This window comes from Brachybacterium endophyticum, from assembly GCF_003130585.1.
GTDB lineage: Bacteria > Actinomycetota > Actinomycetes > Actinomycetales > Dermabacteraceae > Brachybacterium > Brachybacterium endophyticum.
In genome coordinates this window covers 93,716-112,050 of the sequence record NZ_QFKX01000005.1, presented here as the reverse complement: position 1 = coordinate 112,050, position 18,335 = coordinate 93,716, and the positions used below count along the sequence as shown (strand labels likewise).

The window sequence follows — 18,335 nt, the reverse complement described above, 5'->3', positions numbered from 1 at the left end:
GGGTGTGCCGCGTGGATCCCACCATCACTCTTCGCGAGGCGACGCCATCGGACCTCCCTCCGCTCGAGGAGATCGAGGCCGCGGGCGATGCCCTGTTCGTCGAGCTGTTCGGTCCCGATCCCTTCGGACCGGAGCCGAGGGAGGCCGGCGAGGACCGTGCTACGCAGCCGGGTGTGGTGATCGTGGCCGTCGAGACCGGCACGGTTGATGGCGGCAGGTCGGGAGAGCGGGTGGTCGGTTTCGCTCACGTGCTCGAGGCCGGCGCTGAAGACGGGGAAGGTCGCGGCGCTGAGGGCGAGGCGCACCTGGAGCAGCTCGCGGTGCTTCCCTCCCACGCACGACGCGGGATCGGCTCCCGGCTCGTCGAGGCCTGCTGCGCCTGGGCACGTCGACGGGGGCACCGCCGGATCACACTGCGCACCTATGCCGACGTGCCCTGGAACGCGCCCTTCTACGAGCGCTGCGGGTTCCGGGAGGTCCCGCCGATCGACACGCCGTTCCACCGCCGGCTGGTCGAGGCGGAGCAGGCCGTGGGTCTCGATCGTCACGGCCGACGGGTGGTGATGGCCCGGGGGCTCGACGGCGATACTGGGCGCCAGGACGACGGCGTGTGATGGTCCGGAAATACTCGTCGGTGCACCCGCGCCGGGTGACCGTTCGAGTCCGGTTCTCCACAATCGGAGCCACCTTCCGTCCTGCACCCCGACTTCTCCACAATTCGCGACGTGCCCTGGGGTTTCCTCTCACCCCGTCCTAGGCTCGAGGTATCGGACGAACAGTTCGAAGGGCGCCGAACAATGCGCCCTAGAGGCCACGAGGGGGTGAGCACGATGACGATGACCGATCCCGGAACGGAGCAGCTGATCCTCACGGACGACGACGTCTTCGGGCCCGTTCCCACCGAGGACTGCGCCTCGCTCCCGTGCGTCCCCCTCCTGAGCGCCACCACACGCACCCCGGTCACCCGTCAGAACGCGTCCCGCCACGTCCAGGTGTCGCCCACCGTCGCGGTCGACGAGCGGGTGGAGACCATCTGGGACCAGGGCGTCCATGAGGCCCGCGAGCTGGCGCACGGCCAGCGGATGCTCGCGCTGTCCTGGAAGGGACGTCACCTCCCCGAAGCCGATCGCGACGCCATCCGCTGCGAGGACATCGCGGTGGCGACCGCACTGCGCTGCACGATCGACCAGGCCCAGCGCCGCATCCGCGATGCTCATCGCGCCGTCGACCTGCTCCCCCACACCCATGGCCTCCTGGGCGAGGGACGTTTCCCCGCCGCGTGGTTCACCGAGCTGCTCACCCGCACGAGTGGCCTCACCGACGACGAGATGGCCGTGGTCGACGTGACGGTGAGGTTCTGGGACGTGGGAATCGCCCCCGAGCAGTTCACGCGGTCCCTGGGCTCCGTGATCGCCCGGATCCTCTCCCGACGTGAACTCCCACCGCACCTCGCACCCGAGAACCGTCGCCGCGTCGACCTCGAGCAGGGGCCGGTGCCCGGACTCGCTGCGATCCGCATCCAGGGCCCCTCGCACGAGGTCGTCGCCTACGCGCGCCGCCTCGATACCGCTGCCAGGGCCGTTCAGAACGCCCAGCGACACGCCCTCGAGGACGGCTCCCCGATCCCCTGGGATCCCGAGGGCGAGGTGCTCGAGACCGGGATGCCCCTCCCTCTCGCGAGGATCCGCTACCTGCTGACCACCCTCACCGCACCGGACACCCCGCGGGTCCACGTCCCTGCCGAACGCTTCCGGCTGGGTGTCACCATCCCGGTCATGACCCTGATGGGGCACGACGACGCCCCGGGCCTGCTGGACGGTGCGATCCCGATCCCTGCCGACATGGCTCGCGATCTCGCGGCCGGCCAGGCGGACTGGGAACGGATCCTCACAGATCCCGCGGGCGGGGAGTTCCTGCCGCTGCCCACCGATCGCTACCGACCCACGCAGGCGATGCTCGAACATCTGCGCGACCGCAGGGGCACCTGCGGATTCCCCGGCTGCGACCGCTCGGCGACCCTGGCAACTGAGGCAGACCACGTCGTCGAGTTCGATCACGATCATCCGGCCTCCGGCGGATCGACGTCCGTCGGGAACCTGCACCTGCTGTGCTGGCAGCACCACGCGATGAAGACCGCCGGCGTGATCGATCCCGTCCGAGTGGAGCCGCACGACTCCCCCACCGACCGGCGCGGCACCCTGTGGGACGTCGGCGAGGGGCTGCGGGTGTTCCTCGAGGACGACACCGACATGGCCACGCCCGACGTCGTCGCCGACCTCGAGCACGCCTGGGACGAGCTCCGTGAGGCACGCACCAAGCACCGGCGGGCACGGGACGGGCTTCCGCCCGAACGCCCGCCGGGAACGTCCCCGCCATCGGCCCCGGCGCCACCGCCGCCGTTCTGACCGAGCCACTCCCCACGGGACACTCACCTCTGCGCCGAGCATTCCCGCCTGCACCGACTGATCACCGATCGACCGCACCCGGCCGTACTGCTTCGAATGAAGCATGTGCACCGGGTACGAGTCGTGCTCGGGCGAATACTCGGCGACGGATCACCAGGATCGCGCCGTGCCCGAGCCGGAGATGGCGGCGCCGTGGACTACCTGCCGCGATCACCGAACTCCGCGATCACTGCCTGCAGCGCGCCCTCGACCCGGCCGGGCAGGACGCCCCTCCACACCGCGCGCAGTGAGCGGGTCATGTCCACGCCTCGCACCGGCACCTCCACCAGCCGTCCTTCCCGCAGTTCCCTCGCGACGGCGAGCCTGCTGAGCACGGCGCACCCCGCGCGTCCTGCGACCGCTGTGCGCACCGCGGCGTTCGAATGCAGCTCGAGCGCGGGCTCGGCCAGCCGGCGCGGTGCCAGAGCACGTGCGAGCACGTCGCGGGTCCCCGATCCCTCCTCCCGCACCACCAGAGGCGTCGCCGCGAGGGTGTCCGCATCCAGTCCCGCCTCCCGTACTCCCGAGTCCGTCGCCCAGGGATGTTCGGGAGCCACCACCGCCACGAGTTCGTCCTGCGCCACCTCCAGGGTCTGCAGCTCCTGCGGCATGTCCGGCCCCTCGATGAAGCCGAGCTCGCCCCTGCCGCGGCGCAGCGCCGCGAGCACCCCGGCCGTATTGACCACCTCGAAGGTGACGGCGCCCTCGGGGTAGTCCGCCGCCAGCGCGGCCAGGAACGTGGGCATCAGCTGCTCGGCGATGGTCTGCGAGGCGAGGATCCTCAGAGGCCCGGAGCCGCTCGCGGCCCTGACCTGTTCGACCAGACCATCGGCCGCATCCAGCACGCGTCGCGCGTGCTCGACGGCGGCCCTGCCCGCGGCCGTCGGCTCCGATCCGCGCGCTCCACGCTCGACCAGGCGCGCACCGAGACGGCGCTCCAGGCGCGAGAGCTGCCGGGACGCGTTGGGCTGGGCGAGGCCGAGGGCGCTCGCCGCAGCCGAGACGCTGCCGAGGTCGACAACCGCCACCAGCAGCTCGAGCGAGGCCATGTCGGGACGGGACGCGTCATGCAGAGGCATATCGCCGATGATATGAGGTGCAGCAGATCGCCCACTACTGCCCGACAGCAGCCGGCGACAGGGTGGAGTCATGCCCCAGGCCACCCCTCCGCCCGGTCTTCGCACCTCAGCGCCGGCAGCGACACCCTCCTCCGCTCCCTCGTCTGCGCCGCGAGGCCGCTTCCGCGCCGGCCGCGCGCTCCCCGGGCTCCTCCTCGCCTTCGCGGTCGCCGCTCTCGCCTTCGGTCTCGCCCAGCTGGTCCCGATCGCCTCGCCGGCGCTCACCGCGATCGTCCTGGGCGCGCTCGGTGCGAACCTGGGCCTGTTGCCCGACGTCGCCAGGCCCGGGCTCGACGTGGCCGCCAAGCCCGTCCTGCGCATCGGCATCGTGCTGCTCGGCCTGCAGCTCGCGATCGGCGACGTGGTCGCGCTCGGCCCCCTGACCATCGTCCTGATCATCGCCGTGGTCACCATCGGCATGCTCAGCGGCGTCCTGATCGGCCGCGCGCTGAAGATCCCGGCTCAGCAAGCGCTCCTGATCTCCTGCGGGTTCTCCATCTGCGGGGCTGCGGCCGTCGCCGCCGCGGGTGGGGCGATCACGGCCCGACGCCGCGACGGTGAGTCCCAGCAGGAGGCCGACGAGCGCCTCGAGACCCGGATCGCCATGGCCGTCGCGCTGGTCGTCGTGTTCGGGTCGCTGATGATCCCGCTGCTCCCGCTGGCGGCCCGCCTGATGGGCCTGGACGCATCAACCACCGGGACCTGGGCCGGCGCCTCGATCCACGAAGTCGCCCAGGTGGTGGCGGCGGGAGAGCTCGTCGGAGGCGGCGCGCTGGGCATCGCGGTGCTGGTGAAGCTGGGTCGTGTGCTGATGCTCGCACCGGTGATCGCCGTCCTGACGGGCCTCGAGCGCCGTGCCGCGCGGGTGGACGCCACGACCGCCATCGGCGACGCGGGCGGAAGCACCTCGGATCAGCCCCGTTCCGTGCGTCGTCAGCCGCTCGTGCCCTACTTCGTCCTCGCGTTCGTCGTCATGGTGTGCATCCGCTCCACGGGCGTGGTGCCCGATGCGCTCGTCGACGTCTCGAAGCCGGTCCAGTCCCTCTTCCTCGCCGCGGCCATGTTCGCCCTGGGCACCGGTGTGCGCGTGCGCCTCCTGCGACAGGTCGGCGGACGACCCGCGGTCCTCGCGGCGCTGGTGACGGCGATCGTCGCGGCCGTCGGCCTGGCCGGTGCTCTCGTGGCCGCCTGACGCGACGTTCCGGCGGTCCGTAGGCTGTCGGTATGCACCGATACCCCGCACTCCCGTCGCAGACGCTGCGGGATGCGCGCACGCTGAAGCCGGCACTGCCTGGCGACGTCCCCGCCGGCTCCCCCGGCCCCTCCGGCAGGCGGCAGTGAACCGTCGCTCCTGGGTTCGCCTGGACAACGCCTCGAACATCTTCCTGGCCGCCCGCAGTGACGTGGACACGAAGGTGTTCCGCCTGAGCGCCGAGATGGACGAACCGGTGGATCCGGGGATCCTGCAGGAAGCCCTCGATGCGACCTTCGAGCGCTTCCCGCTCTACCACGCGGTGCTGCGACGCGGCGTGTTCTGGTACTACCTCCAGGACAGCGACCTGCGGCCACGAGTCGAGCCCGAACGCGGCCCCACCTGCGCCCCGCTCTACCAGGCGGGCCGGCTCGGCCTCCTCTTCCGCGTCATGCACCATCGCCGGCGGATCATCCTCGAGGTCTTCCACGCGCTCTCGGACGGCACCGGCGGGCTCTGGTTCCTCACGGACCTGCTCACCGAGTACGCGCAGCGCACGCTGTCCGCCGCCGCGAGCAGCGTGCCCGGGGACTCCGCCACCGACCCGGCCCCCGGCCCCTCGGGGACCGTTCCACCGGCCCCCGAGATCGCCTCGTTCTCCCCGTACGAGCTCGAGCCGGACAGCTTCGCGCACTACTTCCGTCGTCGCCGTCGGCGCAGTGGTCGGTCATCGCGCTTCGCGGACGCCTTCGCCTCCGCCGCTGCGCCGGCACCACTGGGCCTGCAGGGGCTCTCCCCCAGCCCTTCCGCTGATGCACGGGCCGACGGATCCGGCACCGGGACCGGCTCCGATGCCGGGACCGGGCATCCTCGCAGGATCCACCGGGTGCGCGGCACGCGGACGCCCGATCTCCGTACCCGCGCCATCGAGCTGACCATGCCCACGTCCGCGCTGCTGTCGGAGTCCAAGGCGTCCGGAGCGAGTCCGACGATGTTCTTGACGGCGCTGTTCCTCGATGCCGTGCGCGCCTCCTCGGGCGGACTCGGCGCACGGCGCACCCTGAGCGCCTCGGTGCCGGTGAACCTGCGCCAGTTCTTCCCCTCCACCAGTGCCCGGAACTTCTTCGCCACGATCCGCATCGCGCACACCTTCGACGCCCGGCCGGGGTCCCCGGCCGATGAGCCCGGCGCGATCTCCCGCTCGCTCGAGGCGGAGTTCCGGCCCCAGGCGAACGCCCGGGCGCTCGCCCCGAAGGTCGCGCGCTTCATCCGGGTCGAGCGCTCCCCGCTGCTGCGGATCGTGCCGCGCCCGCTCAAGGACCTGGTCCTGGGATGGGTGAATGCTCGCGAGAACAGGCGTCTCTCGGTCGCGGTCTCCAATCTCGGACGGGTCGTGCTCCCCGAGCCGGCGGCCTCACAGGTGGGCCGGGTGCTCTTCCAGGTCTCGGCGGTGCGCCCGCAGTTCTGCGCGATCTCCCACGGCGAGGACTTCACGGTCACCTTCACCTCCCCGTTCACCCAGACGGACCACGTGCGGGAGTTCGTGCGCTCGCTGACCGACCGCGGGGTCCCGGTGCGGGTCGCGGCCGCGCGTGTCACCGAGCACGAGCTGCAGGAGGTCGCGGGATGAGGCGCTGCGCGGCCTGCGCTGCCGGCATCGAGGGCGAGTGGGACCGGTGCCCGCTGTGCGGAGCACAGCTCTTCGGCCATCCCTCCCCGGACCCGCTGCCCAGCGTTCCTCTGCGGTTCTCCCGCCGCCGGTTGCTGCGGATCCTCGTGCTGGTCTCGCTCGCCCTGATCGCCCTGTCCTTCGTGGTGCAGCTGTGGCTCGGGCACCGGCCCAGCCAGTTCGGTGCGGAGCGCTCGGTGTGGCTGGGCGTGTGCACCATGTGGCTGGTGACGCTGATGGCGGTGCGAGGGCGCCGTCACCTGGCACGCGGGACCCTGCAGCTGGTGGTGGTCATCTCCCTCGTGTGCACCTACTGGGACTATCTCACCGGATGGAACAGCTGGTCGCTGAGCTTCGCGGTGCCGATCGTGTGCGCCTGCGCGATCGTGGCGCTCGCGATCCTCGAGCAGACGGTCCGCCATGAGGCAGGAGAGCATGTCGTCTACGGATCCCTGACCGCGGGACTGGGGATCGTTCCGATCGTCTTCCTGCTGCTGGGATGGGTCACCACGCCCATCCCCTCGGCGATCTGCGTGGCCGTGGCACTGCTGACCCTCGCCATGCTCTTCGTCGAGCGGGGCGGGGAGATGCGCCACGAGTTCGGCAAGCGCCTGCACCTCTGAGGACCTGCACGTCACTGCGTTCCGACGCCCGCGCGGCCCCGTACGTCTCCGCATCCTCGCGCGTCTCTGCGGCCCCTAGCGCTCGATGCGCTCCGCCCATGACGGGGCGACCCTCATCAGCGCCCGCAGATCGTCCTCGCCGAGCAGGTCGTCGTGCGCACCCTCCGCAGCCGGGTCGGCCGTCGCCGAGCGGGCGGAGGCCGGACGGTGCGCCATGAGGGTGAAGCCCGCCAGCTCCCGCGGACCGTAGCCGAGCTCCCGCCAGCTGTGTGCCACGGCCTCGAGGACGGGCTCGGCGCGACGGGGGTCGAGGACCAGGTCGAGCTCGAGGCCGGCCTCCCTCGCCTCGGCCAGGTCCTCCCAGGTGCGACGTCCGGTGCCGTGTCCGGCGCCGCGGGTGCCCTGCCCGCCGATGACCGGGAGCGCAGCGGGCGAGAACGCCAGGTGGCGGGCGCCGGCGGTGCGGGCAGCCCCCAGGAGCGAGGGCTCGGTGCCCGGTGCCAGGGTGATCCGTCCGGGATCGAGGTCGGCGCTCTCGCCGAGGGCCTCCAGCAGCACCTGCCAGAGCCCGCCGATCTCGGGTGCGGGCAGCGCCGGGTAGCGGCGGTAGCCCGACGGGGTGGGGATGCGCCCGGCCAGCACCGGCATCGCGGCGGAGTCGTCGAGGTGCAGGTGCACGTCGGCTCCGGGCACGTGGGAGCGGACCGCTGCCACCTCGCCGGCCAGGCCCTCGGCGAGCAGGTGCGGGAGATCGCGGAGCGCGCCGCGGTCGCTGAGGGTGCGCTCCCCGGACGCCAGGAACGTGGAGGCTGCGAGGGTGAGCGGACCGAGGGCGCTGACCTGCAGCGGTCCCTCGTACCCGAGGAGAGCGATCCGGGCCGCTTCGAGCACCCGTGCGTGGAGCTCACCAGCCACACGCCAGGCACGGCCCGCCCCGGGACCGATCCGCCACCCGTAGCTGGTGAGGTCGCCGGTGGTGCCGGCGAGCAGGGCCAGGGACTGCGGGAGCATGTGCCGGGCGGCCTCGGGGACCCCGCCACCGCCGCCGGTCCCGAGCACCGTCGGGAGGAACAGCCGGGTCGCGATCTGGTCCTCGAGGTCGTCGCCCAGCAGGCCGCGCAGACGGGTGAGCGCCTCGAGGCGCAGCGTGTTCTCGTCGAGATCCCGGGCGCGCTCGTCCGTCGGGATCCGCCAGGTGCCGTCGCCGGCGAGGGTGACCAGGGCGCTCATGCGGCGCGACGCTCGAGGGTCGCCGAGGCGATCACCCGGTCCCCGTCGTACAGCACCAGGGTCTGGCCGGGGGCGACCCCGCGCACCGGGGAGCTCAGCCGCACCACGAGGCGGTCGTCGGCCCTCTCGATGATGCCGGGCAGGGCCTCGCCGTGGGCTCGGATCTGGGCGCTCACCTCGCGGCCGGCGGCGAGCGGCTCGAAGGGGATCGGCGCGGACGCCTCGAGCAGGGTCGTCGAGAGCAGCTCGGCCGCCCCCACCACGACCTGCCGGGTCTCGGGCTTCACGTCGACGACGTACCGGGGTGCGCCGTCGGCGGCGGGGCGCTCGAGGCCCAGCCCGCGGCGCTGGCCGACGGTGAACCCGTGGGTGCCGCGGTGCTCGCCGAGGACCGTGCCGTCGGCGTCGACGACCTCACCGGGTGCCTCGCCGAGGTTGCGCTCGAGGAAGCCGCGGGTGTCGCCGTCGGCGATGAAGCAGATGTCGTAGCTGTCGGGCTTGGTGGAGACCCCGAGCCGGCGCTCACGGGCCTCGGCGCGCACGGCCTCCTTGTCCTCGAACGCTCCCAGCGGGAAGACCGAGCGCGCGACGGCCTCGGGGCCCATCACCGCGAGCACGTAGGACTGGTCCTTGGGGAGGTTACGCGCCCGGTGCAGGGACGGCGCGCCGTCGGGCCCGTCGGCGCGCACGTCGGCGTAGTGGCCGGTGCACACGGCGTCGAAGCCCAGCGCGCGGGCGCGCTCCATCAGGGTCGCGAACTTGATGTGCTCGTTGCAGCGCACGCACGGGTTGGGGGTGCGGCCGGCGGCGTACTCCGAGAGGAAGTCCTCGACCACGAGATCGTGGAAGTCGTCGGAGAGGTCCCAGACGTAGAAGGGGATGCCGATGCGCTCGGCGGCGCGGCGGGCGTCGGCCGCGTCCTCGACGGTGCAGCAGCCGCGGGAGCCGCTGCGGGTCTCGGCACGGTTCTTCGACAGCGCCATGTGCACGCCGACGACCTCGTGACCGGCCTCGTGGGCGCGCGCGGCCGCGACCGCGGAGTCGACGCCGCCGCTCATCGCTGCCAGCACCTTCATGGGATCCTCGCCTCCTGCTCAGCTGCCGCGCGGAGCTCTCGGGCCGGGCGGCCGGTCCAGTCTACGAAGCGAGGCCGGTGCGCGGTGTGCGCGGCGACGAGCGCTTGCTCACCGCGGCACCGCTCACCGCGTCAGCGCACCGAGGGCGCGGGCGCGCTGGATCGCCTCGGGCAGGGCCGCGAGCACGCGGTCCACGTCGCCGTCCTGCGTGGACCAGCCCAGCGACAGCCGCAGGGCGCCGCGGGCCAGGTCCGGGTCGACCCCCATGGCGATCAGCACGTGGCTGGCCTGGGTCACGCCCGCCGAGCAGGCGGACCCCGCGGAGGCGTCGATCCCCTGCTGGTCGAGCATGAGCAGCAGCGCGTCCTGGTCGCAGCCGGGCAGCATCACGTGGACCACGTGGGGGCTGCGCGGCGCCGCGGCCGCGGTCACCACGGCCTCCGGATCGATCGCACGGATCCCCTCGCGCAGGCGCTCGGCGAGCGCACCCAGCCTCGCGGACTCCGCCTCGCGGTCGGCCAGCGTCCTCTCGAGCGCGGCGGCGAGAGAGGCGGTGTGCGGGGCGTCGAGGGTCCCGGGGCGCACGCCCCGCTGCTGGCCGCCGCCGGTCAGCCCGGCGACGAAGGGGATGTCGGGGCGCGCGACGAGCAGCCCCACCCCGACGGGCGCGCCGATCTTGTGGCCGGTCAGGCTCAGCATGTCGACCGTGTGCACCGGGAGCGGGACGTGGCTGGTGGCCTGGACGGCGTCGGTGTGCACGAGCGCGCCCGCCGCATGGGCGATCTCGGTGATCGCCTCGAGGTCCTGGATCACGCCGGTCTCGTTGTTCACCAGGGCGACGCTGACGACGGACACGTCGCCGGGGGCGAGGGCCCCGCGCAGCGCGTCGAGATCGAGCAGTCCCTCCGCGGAGACGGCGATCTCGCGGTCCTCGATGGTGGGGGTGAGGGAGCGCGCGGTCTCCAGCACGGCCGGGTGGTCGGTCGCGCAGACGGCGACCGCCCGGCGGGAGGGATCGGCCGCGTGCGCGGCGAGCGCGGCGCCGCGCACTGCGATGTTGTCCGCCTCGGTGCCGCCGGAGGTCAGCGTCAACCAGGAGACGGGCACGTCCAGGGAGTCGGCGAGGGATTCCAGCGCATCGTCCAGCACGCCGCGGGCGTGCCGGCCGGAGCCGTGGCGGGAGGTCGGGTTCCCCGGCAGCGAGGAGGCGGCGAGGAAGGCGTCGCGCGCCTCGGGGCGCAGCGGTGCGGTCGCCGCGTGGTCGATGTAGACGCGGTCACCAGGGCTGGGAAGGGTCACTGCTGTCTCCGTCCTGCGAGTCCTCGCCGTCGCCCGAGTTCGCGTCCTTGTTGCGTTCGTCGAGGTCCTCGGACTTCTTCTGGTCCTCCGAGTCTCCCTGGGTGGGCTTCTCCTCGTCGGGCCCCTTGCCCTCGGGGTCGTCCTTCTTGGGCTCGCCCGGGTCCATCGCGCCGCCGTCGCCCTTCTCCTGGTCGCCGGAGCCGCCCTTCTCCTCGCCCTTCTCGCGGGCGTCGGGATCGTTGCCGGCCTCCTTGTCGGCCTCCTTGCGTTCCTTCTCGACCCGCTCGCCGTTGCCCTTGGTGGTGCCGGAGTCCTCGTTACCCGAGCCCTCGCCGCCCTGGCCCTCGCCCTGGCCGCCACCGCCCTGGCCTTCTCCCTCACCGCCGCCGCCCCCACCGGCGCAGGGCTCGAGCACCTGCTCGGCCTCGTGGAGGCGATCGGCACGGTCGCCGGCGTCCTCGATCTGGTTGGCCTGGCGCTCGATGGAGATCGCGAGGTTGTTGAGGATCTTGCACTGGGCGTGCTGGGGGGCGTTGATGTCGATGTGGCCCTCCCACTCCTTCAGAGCGGTGCGCAGCTCCGTCTCGGCCTCGGCGTCCTTGCCGTCCTGGAGCAGGTCCGTGCCCTTGCTCAGGTGCGGCAGGTACGGCTCGAACCAGTTGCCGTTCTGCACGGGCCACAGTCGCTCGATCGCCTGGGGGTACTTGCCGTCGCCGTAGGCGGCTCCGTGCCAGGCCTGGGTCAGCGGCATGGTCACGAAGCGCACGGCGAGGAGGGCCAGGACGAGCAGGGGGATCCCCACGATCGCGAAGGCGATCAGGCGGATCCGGCGCAGCAGTGCGGTGTCCAGGCCGTAGTCCTGCGGACGGCGCGGCTCGGGTGCCTCCAGAGGGCGCTCGACCTCGTCGGCACCACCGGCGCCGTCGGTCTGCGGGGCGTCGGGCGAGGCGAGGGTGGAACTCATCGGAGATCTCCTTCCCCGGCGCGCTCCCGCACGGACGTCAGCTCACGCCGATCGCGCCGACGGGGCAGACGATACGTCATCTCCCCCAGCTCCCAGATGAACAGGCAGGCCAGGGGGATCGCCGCGATCCAGTACCAGTCACGGAAGCTCGCGACGTCACGTCGCGACTCGATGGGCACGGGCTTCAGGTCGATCCCGTCCATGGTGCCCTCGATCGCCGCCTCGGGATCGGTGCGGTGCAGGTACGGCACGCCCAGCTGGTCGGCGATGGTCTGCAGCTGCTTCTCGTCGATCCTCGAGGTGCCCTTCTTCCCCGAGGAGTCGGTGATGTACTCGCCGTCGGTGCCGGCTCCGGAGGCCCGCATCGGTCCGCCCTGCGGTGTCCCGTAGCCGAGCACGCCGCCCGCATCGACCATCGGCTTCAGCTGATCGAAGCTCTGGGAGTCCTTGCCGTCGGTGTTCTCGCCGTCGCTCAGGAAGTAGACCAGCACCTGGGAGTCGGGGTCGTCCGTCCGGGCGTCGGAGACCGCCTCGGTGAGGGTGTCGAGCGGACGGTCGACGTTCGATCCCTTGGAATGGGCGGTGGGCTCGGTGCTGAGGGTGTCGATCCAGGCCTGTGCGGCCCCGGCGTCGGTGGTCAGGGGCAGCTGTGAGGCGGCCGTGGAGTCGAAGGAGATGATCGAGTAGCGCGAGCCCTTCGTCATCGACATGACCCTGTCCATGTCGCGCTCGACGCCGTCCAGGCGCGGCGTCCCGTCGGCGTAGTCCTCGGCGTTCATCGACCCGGTGCGGTCGACCACGAAGAACACGTTGGCGTTCATCCGCTGGGTCTGCTCGGTCTCCGTGTAGGTCGCGGGGCGCAGCGCGATGACGGCCAGCAGAGCCACCATCAGCGCCCGGCGCACCCACGCCCAGCGCTGGCGGGGCCGGCGGACCATCATCACTACAGCGAGCGCGAGCAGGGGCACGAAGATCAGGATCGTGGCCCACAGCGGGATCAGATGCTCCAGGTGCATGCTCTCCCCCTCACCGGTTCCGCCAGCCCACGACCAGCACGCCCACCAGGGCGAGCAGGGTGAACACGAAGGCGAACAGCGGGTGATCCGTGCGGATCAGGGTCGGGGTCGCGCCCATCTTCTGGGCCTGGGTCTGCTGGATCTCGGTGATGATCGAGGGGATCGCGTTCGGGTCCGAGGATTGGTAGAGCGTCCCGTCGTGCTTCTCGGTGACGCTCTTGAGCTCGTCGAAGCACTCGTCGCCGCACTCGTAGGCCCCGGGGTAGAACGTGTAGAGGTCGATGTTGCGGTCGCGGACGGACTTCGCCGCCTCGTCGAGGCTGAAGATCGGCTCGCCGTTGACCTCGTTGTCGGTCGCGAAGATGATCGAGCGGCTGCGGTCGGTCTCCGCGTGGTCGAGGAGCTGGCCGCACGAGGCCAGCCCGTCGGGGATCACCGAGGCCTGGTCGTCGATGCCGCGGGTGCCCTCGACGAAGTCGGCATACTTCTCGACCTTCTCCTGCGGGTAGTCCCGGTTGCCCAGTCGGTACCCGAACTCGTCGAAGTCGATGGCCTCGGCCCCCTCCTTCAGCTCACGCTGGACCAGGTCGTAGTCGTCGGTCAGGGGGAACACCGTGCGCGAGGTCGAGTTGAAGATCGACAGCGAGATCCGCTCCCCCTGGAAGTCGTCGACCATGTCCGCGAAGGTCTGCAGGATCTGGGTGTCGTACTCGTACATCGAGCCGGAGATGTCCAGGCACAGCACGATGTCGCGGTCGGCGAACTCGGGCGTCTGCACGCGCTCGGTGGCGACGCGTCCGGCGAGCACGGAGGCGGCCAGCAGTCCGAGCACGGCGATGCCGACCTGGACCACCCGCAGCGCCCGGGCCAAGCGCTGGCTGCGCACGAAGCTGGGCACCCGCTCGAGGAAGGCGGAGTTCGCGACCAGCACCGGTGCCTTGTGCATCGAGCGGCGGTGCCAGAAGGTGATCGCCCAGACCACGATCCCGGCGACCAGCAGCAGCAGGGCCACCCACCACAGCGTCATGACCATCGCCGGATCACCTCCCGCGCACGGTGCACGGACTCCTCGAGGCCCACGTCGCTGGAGGGGGCGAAGTCGGGCTCGTAGAGATCGCCGATCAGGGCGCCGACGTCATGGGTGCGCGGATCCGCGAGCAGCGAGCCGACATCCTGGCTGGTGACGTCGTGCCCGGTGGTGCGGCGCACGAAGCGACGCATCACGGAGGTCAGCTCGTGGTGCCCGGCGCGGGCGTCGAGGACCCCGTCCTCGTGCCGGGACCCGATGTCGTTGACCGCGCGCAGGAACTCGGCCTTCAGCCCCTCGGGCTCGTCGGGGCGCAGACGGTACGCACGGCGGGCGACCACGGCGCGGGAGATCCGCAGCACCGCGACCACGACGGCCGCGATCACGATGAGGCACAGCACCGCGAGGATCAGCCAGGCGATCGAGTACTGCGGCGGGTCGATGATCGTCTCCGGCGAGGGGTCGGCCAGGAGTTCACGCATGGGCATGGCGGTACTCCCTCGCGCGCAGCATCGCGATCATGTCGGCGACGACGGCGTCCTCTCCCCCTGTCAGCAGGTGCGTGACGTGGAGGCCGTCGAGCATCTCGCCGGTGGCCTCCCGTCGCGCCCGCCGGTAGTTCTCCACGTCCCGGGCGACCCGCGGGGAGACCCGGGCGAGCTCGGAGATCTCCCGCGGCTGCTCGACGTCCACGACCTCGTGGTCGAGGTCGGCGGGCTGCAAGGGGTCGGCGTCCCCGATCCGGATCACCAGCACGTCGTGGCGGGTGGTCAGCCGGCGCAGGATCGAGTGGTCCTCGATGGCCGGATGCGCCTCGTCGGTGATCAGCGTCATCAGGGTCGAGCGGGAGGTGACGCGGAAGGCCCGCTCGAGCAGCCAGGACACGTCCGAGGGCTCCGAGGCGGCGCTGGTGGACTGCTGGATGGTGCGCAGCAGCAGTTCGAGGTGGCCGTCGCTCGAGCGGGAGGGCAGCTGGACGGGGCGCGCCTGCGACCCCGCCACGAGGCTCACCAGGTCGCCGTTCTGCTGGGCCAGGAAGCACACCAGCCCTGCGGCGGTGACCATGGCGTCGCGCTTGGAGGTGCCGTCGGCCGCGCGGGTCGCCATCGCCGAGGACGTGTCGGCCACGATCGACAGGTGGCGCACCCGCTCCTCGTTGAACTGGCGGATCAGCGGCTCGCCGCTGCGGGCGGTCGCCTTCCAGTCGATGTCGGAGATCTTGTCGCCCGGCTGGTAGTACTTCAGGTCGTCGAAGTCCTCGCCGCTGCCCTTGAACAGCGACCTGCCGCGCCCCTGGATGAGCCCGCGCGCACGGTTCGAGGTGTACAGGTCCACCTGCGCCTTGACGCGGGTCAGCAGCGAGGTCGCCATGCCTGCTCCTCGCTCAGGGCATCGGCACGGCGTGGAAGACCGCGTCGATGATCTGCTCGGGCGTGACGCCGCCGGCGATCGCGTCGAAGGTGAGCACGAGACGGTGGCGCAGCACGGCGTAGCGCATGGCGCGCACGTCGTCCGGGGTGACGTAGTCCCGCCCGTGGAGCAGGGCGTTGGCCTGGCCGACCCGCATCAGGGCGAGGGAGCCGCGAGGGCTCGCGCCCACCCGCACGCTCTGGGTGAGGTTGGCGACCGGGCGCGGCCCGGAGCCGCGGGTCGTGAACACCAGGTCGATGATGTAGCGCTTGACGGTCTGGTCGACGTAGACCTGGTCGACCATCTCCTGCAGGAAGCGGATGTCCTCGAGCGACACGGTGCGGGCTGCGGTGCGCGGCGCCGTCAGGGTGCCGCTCGTGGAGCGGTCCAGGATCTCGTGCTCCTCGCCCGGACGCGGGTAGGTCAGCACCTCCTTCATCAGGAAGCGGTCCATCTGCGCCTCGGGGAGGACGTACGTGCCCTCCTCCTCGATGGGGTTCTGGGTCGCGAGCACCATGAAGGGCTCGGGCAGGCGGTGGATCTCCCCGCCGATCGAGGTCTGGCGCTCCTGCATCGCCTCGAGCATCGCCGACTGGGTCTTCGCGCTCGAGCGGTTGATCTCGTCCAGCAGCACGACGTTGGCGTGGACGGGGCCCAGCTGCGTGGTGAAGGTGCCGGAGCCGTAGTTGAAGATCTGCGTGCCGATGATGTCGTTGGGCATCAGGTCCGGCGTGCACTGGATCCTGGAGAAGGTGCCGGAGATCCCCGAGGCGAGCGCGGAGGCGGCCGTGGTCTTGGCGAGGCCCGGCACCGATTCGAGCAGCACGTGGCCACCGGCGGCGAGCGCGGCCAGCAGGGAACGGCGCAGGTTCTCCTGGCCCACCACCCGTGACTGGAACACCTCGGTGATGGCCCGGACGATGTCGCCCGCGCGCTCCATGTTCGCCGGCGGGATCGCGGGCTGCCCGGGCGCGAAGGACGCCTCGGCCCGGATGGGGGCCGGATGCGCGGGGCTCTCCTGTGGCTGCTGGCTCATCTGCGGGCGTACTCCCGTCGCGTGGGATCGTGCGGCGTGCGGGGCGCCGCATCACCCGGCACCTCGTCGATCCTATCCTCTCCGGAGGTGGTCGGACGGGGCGCCCGCGACAGCATGCGAACGGCTATCGTGAGGCGACCGGCGGGGCGGATGAGATCGCGGTCACCCCGACAGACCCAGTGAACAGGAGCGTCCATGGCCCCCACGTCACCCTCCGCGCGGACGGACAGCTCCCTGTCCGCCGGCATCGGCCGGATCCCGGTGATGGCGGCGGGACCGGTCGTGGACGACGACCGCTTCCCCGCCTCGTGCGCCGTCGGCGAGAGCGTGCGGGTATGGGCCAACGCCTTCCGTGAGGGGCACGACGCCATGGGGGTGCAGCTCGTGCTGCGGGACCCCGAGGGCGGCACCACCCGCAGGACGTTGGAGTCCGCGAACCCGGGTCTGGACCTGTGGGAGACGCGGATCCGGCCGGATGCCCCCGGGCACTGGTCCTTCTCGGTCGAGGCCTTCGCGGACCCGTACGCGACCTGGGCTCACGTGGCCGAGGTGAAGATCCCGGCGGGGATCGACGAGGACCTCGTGATCGCCGAGGGACAGCAGGTGCTCACGCGCGTGCTCGCGGAGATCGAGGACGGCGAGCGGCCCGCGGAGGACGCACCGGTGGTGCGCGCGGCCCTGGCGTCGCTGGGGACCACGTCCCTCTCGCCCGCCGCGCGCGTCGCCCCGGCGCTCGCGGAGGACCTCCGCCGCGTCCTGACCGAGCGGCCGCTGCGCGAGGGCGTCACCGTCCACGGTCCGCACGAGCTGATCGTGCACCGCCGCCTCGCGCTGGTCGGCTCCTGGTACGAGTTCTTCCCGCGCTCGGTCGGTGCCCGCTTCTCCGAGGGCCGCTGGATCGGCGGCACCCTGCGCAGCGCCGCCGGCGAGCTCGACCGGGTCGCGGCGATGGGCTTCGACGTCGCCTACCTGACGCCGATCCATCCGATCGGCGAGACCTTCCGCAAGGGCCGCAACAACACGCTCGATCCTCGCCCTGGCGACCCCGGCTCGCCGTACGCGATCGGCTCGGCCGACGGCGGGCACGAGGCGATCCACCCGGACCTGGGGACGATGGAGGACTTCGAGGCGTTCGTCGGCCGCGCCCGGGAGCTGGGCCTGGAGGTCGCCCTCGACATCGCCCTGCAGTGCTCCCCCGACCATCCGTGGGTGCGCGAGCACCCCGAATGGTTCGTGGTGCGGCCCGACGGCAGCATCGCCTACGCGGAGAACCCGCCGAAGAAGTACCAGGACATCTACCCGCTCAGCTTCGACACCGACTACGACGGCCTGTACGCGGCGATCCGCGACGTGCTCGAGGGATGGGTGCGGCGCGGCGTCACCCTGTTCCGCGTCGACAACCCCCACACCAAGCCCGTGCGCTTCTGGCAGGAGCTGCTGGCGGAGTTCGACCGCAAGCACCCCGAGGTGATCTTCCTGGCCGAGGCCTTCACCCGGCCCACGATGATGCACACGCTGGGCAAGGTCGGCTTCCACCAGTCCTACTCGTACTTCACCTGGCGCCATACGCCCGAGGAGCTGCGGGAGTACCTGCTCGAGCTCGCCGAGTCCGCCCCCTACATGCGCCCGAGCTTCTGGCCGACGACCCACGACATCCTCACCCCGTTCATGAGCGCCGGTGGTCGCGCCGCATTCCGCCTGCGGGCGATCCTCGCCGCGACGCTCGTGCCCACCTGGGGGATCTACTCCGGCTACGAGCTGGTCGAGGACGTGCCGCGGCCGGGCGCCGAGGAGCAGATCGACAACGAGAAGTACGAGTACCGGCCGCGGGACTTCGAGGGGGCGCTCCAGCGCGGGGTGAGCCTGGAGCCGCTGCTGACCCAGCTGAACCTGATCCGCCGAGAGCACCCCGCCCTGCAGACCCTCACCGAGATCGTCTTCCACGAGGCCGAGGACCCGCAGGTCGTCGTCTTCTCCAAGCATCTCGACGGCTCGCAGACCGACTCGGGCCGTGCCGACACCGTCCTCGTCGTCTCCCTCACCCGCTTCGACGCCGGCACCGCGAGCACGATCCACCTGGACCTCGCGGCGCTCGACGTCGAGGCCCCGTTCGAGGTCGAGGACCTGCTGACCGGTGAGCGCTTCACCTGGGACGAGGACCCCTTCGTGATCCTCTCCCCCACCGATCGTCCCGCGCACGTGCTGCGCGTGGTCCGCACGAAGGAGTGACC

16 protein-coding genes are annotated in these 18,335 nt (G+C 71.8%); 6 read left to right on the top strand and 10 right to left on the bottom strand.

Going from position 1 to position 18,335, the window contains the following annotated elements:
* Positions 1-11: 11 nt before the first annotated feature.
* Both DEO23_RS12610 and DEO23_RS12605 read left to right on the top strand, forming a co-directional pair.
* Entirely contained in the window at positions 12-614 is a 603-nt protein-coding gene (locus DEO23_RS12610; RefSeq protein ID WP_240613389.1) for a GNAT family N-acetyltransferase, read from the top strand.
* A 222-nt stretch (positions 615-836) separates the two neighbouring features.
* Entirely contained in the window at positions 837-2,405 is a 1,569-nt protein-coding gene (locus DEO23_RS12605) for an HNH endonuclease signature motif containing protein (protein ID WP_165831833.1), read from the top strand.
* A gap of 197 nt (positions 2,406-2,602) precedes the next feature.
* On the opposite strand, the gene DEO23_RS12600 is transcribed toward DEO23_RS12605, so the two are convergent.
* On the bottom strand, positions 2,603-3,523 hold the full coding sequence (locus DEO23_RS12600) for a LysR family transcriptional regulator (protein WP_109276380.1): 921 nt from the start codon (positions 3,521-3,523) through the stop codon (positions 2,603-2,605).
* A gap of 70 nt (positions 3,524-3,593) precedes the next feature.
* Between DEO23_RS12600 and DEO23_RS12595 the strand changes: the two genes are divergently transcribed.
* From DEO23_RS12595 to DEO23_RS12585, 3 genes are all read left to right on the top strand, one after another.
* Entirely contained in the window at positions 3,594-4,754 is a 1,161-nt protein-coding gene (locus tag DEO23_RS12595; protein WP_109276379.1) for a YeiH family protein, read from the top strand.
* A gap of 145 nt (positions 4,755-4,899) precedes the next feature.
* Complete coding sequence (locus DEO23_RS12590; protein WP_109276378.1) at positions 4,900-6,384, top strand: alcohol acetyltransferase; 1,485 nt, start codon at positions 4,900-4,902, stop codon at positions 6,382-6,384.
* Positions 6,381-7,046 carry a DUF6320 domain-containing protein gene (locus tag DEO23_RS12585; protein WP_109276377.1) on the top strand — a complete coding sequence of 222 codons (666 nt, stop codon included), beginning with the start codon at positions 6,381-6,383 and terminating at the stop codon, positions 7,044-7,046. Before DEO23_RS12590 ends, DEO23_RS12585 begins: the two co-directional genes overlap by 4 nt.
* A 75-nt stretch (positions 7,047-7,121) precedes the next feature.
* Here DEO23_RS12585 and DEO23_RS12580 read toward each other — a convergent pair whose 3' ends face one another.
* The 9 genes from DEO23_RS12580 to DEO23_RS12540 all read right to left on the bottom strand — a co-directional run bounded on the left by DEO23_RS12580 (position 7,122) and on the right by DEO23_RS12540 (position 16,104).
* On the bottom strand, positions 7,122-8,276 hold the full coding sequence (locus DEO23_RS12580; RefSeq protein WP_109276376.1) for a uroporphyrinogen decarboxylase/cobalamine-independent methonine synthase family protein: 1,155 nt from the start codon (positions 8,274-8,276) through the stop codon (positions 7,122-7,124).
* Positions 8,273-9,352, bottom strand: coding sequence for a tRNA 2-thiouridine(34) synthase MnmA (gene mnmA / locus DEO23_RS12575; protein ID WP_109276375.1), 1,080 nt, complete (start codon positions 9,350-9,352; stop codon positions 8,273-8,275). The genes DEO23_RS12580 and mnmA overlap by 4 nt, the downstream gene beginning before the upstream one ends.
* A gap of 123 nt (positions 9,353-9,475) precedes the next feature.
* Complete coding sequence (locus DEO23_RS12570) at positions 9,476-10,651, bottom strand: cysteine desulfurase family protein (protein ID WP_109276374.1); 1,176 nt, start codon at positions 10,649-10,651, stop codon at positions 9,476-9,478.
* A complete protein-coding gene (locus tag DEO23_RS12565) occupies positions 10,629-11,615 on the bottom strand; it encodes a hypothetical protein (RefSeq protein ID WP_109276373.1) in 987 nt (328 codons plus the stop codon). Before DEO23_RS12565 ends, DEO23_RS12570 begins: the two co-directional genes overlap by 23 nt.
* A complete protein-coding gene (locus tag DEO23_RS12560) occupies positions 11,612-12,631 on the bottom strand; it encodes a vWA domain-containing protein (RefSeq protein WP_109276372.1) in 1,020 nt (339 codons plus the stop codon). The genes DEO23_RS12565 and DEO23_RS12560 overlap by 4 nt, the downstream gene beginning before the upstream one ends.
* A gap of 10 nt (positions 12,632-12,641) precedes the next feature.
* Positions 12,642-13,664: a vWA domain-containing protein gene (locus tag DEO23_RS12555; RefSeq protein ID WP_109276371.1), complete on the bottom strand. Its 1,023-nt coding sequence runs from the start codon at positions 13,662-13,664 to the stop codon at positions 12,642-12,644.
* Complete coding sequence (locus tag DEO23_RS12550; RefSeq protein WP_240613388.1) at positions 13,655-14,146, bottom strand: hypothetical protein; 492 nt, start codon at positions 14,144-14,146, stop codon at positions 13,655-13,657. The genes DEO23_RS12555 and DEO23_RS12550 overlap by 10 nt, the downstream gene beginning before the upstream one ends.
* Complete coding sequence (locus tag DEO23_RS12545; RefSeq protein ID WP_109276370.1) at positions 14,133-15,029, bottom strand: DUF58 domain-containing protein; 897 nt, start codon at positions 15,027-15,029, stop codon at positions 14,133-14,135. The genes DEO23_RS12550 and DEO23_RS12545 overlap by 14 nt, the downstream gene beginning before the upstream one ends.
* A 13-nt stretch (positions 15,030-15,042) precedes the next feature.
* Entirely contained in the window at positions 15,043-16,104 is a 1,062-nt protein-coding gene (locus DEO23_RS12540) for an AAA family ATPase (protein WP_476695648.1), read from the bottom strand.
* Between the two features lie 195 nt (positions 16,105-16,299).
* Between DEO23_RS12540 and DEO23_RS12535 the strand changes: the two genes are divergently transcribed.
* The gene (locus DEO23_RS12535) at positions 16,300-18,333 is read left to right on the top strand and encodes a maltotransferase domain-containing protein (RefSeq protein WP_109276369.1); all 2,034 of its coding nucleotides are present in this window, start codon (positions 16,300-16,302) and stop codon (positions 18,331-18,333) included.
* Positions 18,334-18,335: the final 2 nt, after the last annotated feature.